This is a genomic window from Lactobacillus sp. 23-2 (genome assembly GCF_044902225.1).
GTDB lineage: Bacteria > Bacillota > Bacilli > Lactobacillales > Lactobacillaceae > Lactobacillus > Lactobacillus absianus.
In genome coordinates this window covers 1-272 of the sequence record NZ_JAOQBX010000097.1, presented here as the reverse complement: position 1 = coordinate 272, position 272 = coordinate 1, and the positions used below count along the sequence as shown (strand labels likewise).

Genomic DNA, 272 nt, shown 5'->3' with positions numbered 1-272 from the left:
AATCACCGAGCACCTCAGCTTCAACTAGTGAGACCAGTGCAAGCGAATCACCGAGCACTTCAACTTCAACTAGTGAGTCCGGCGCAAGCGAATCACCGAGCACTTCAACTTCAACTAGTGAGTCCGGCGCAAGTGATTCGACGAGTGCCTCAACTTCGACTAGTGAGTCCGGCGCAAGCGAATCACCGAGCACTTCAACCTCAACTAGTGAATCCGCTGCAAGCGAATCACCGAGCACCTCAGCTTCAACTAGTGAGTCAGTTGCAAGCGAA

General features: G+C 52.6%; 1 protein-coding gene. It reads right to left on the bottom strand.

Going from position 1 to position 272, the window contains the following annotated elements; translation table 11 throughout:
* The coding region (locus tag OCH80_RS10315) for a hypothetical protein (protein WP_404540690.1) at nt 1-272 on the bottom strand (272 nt) is incomplete at both ends.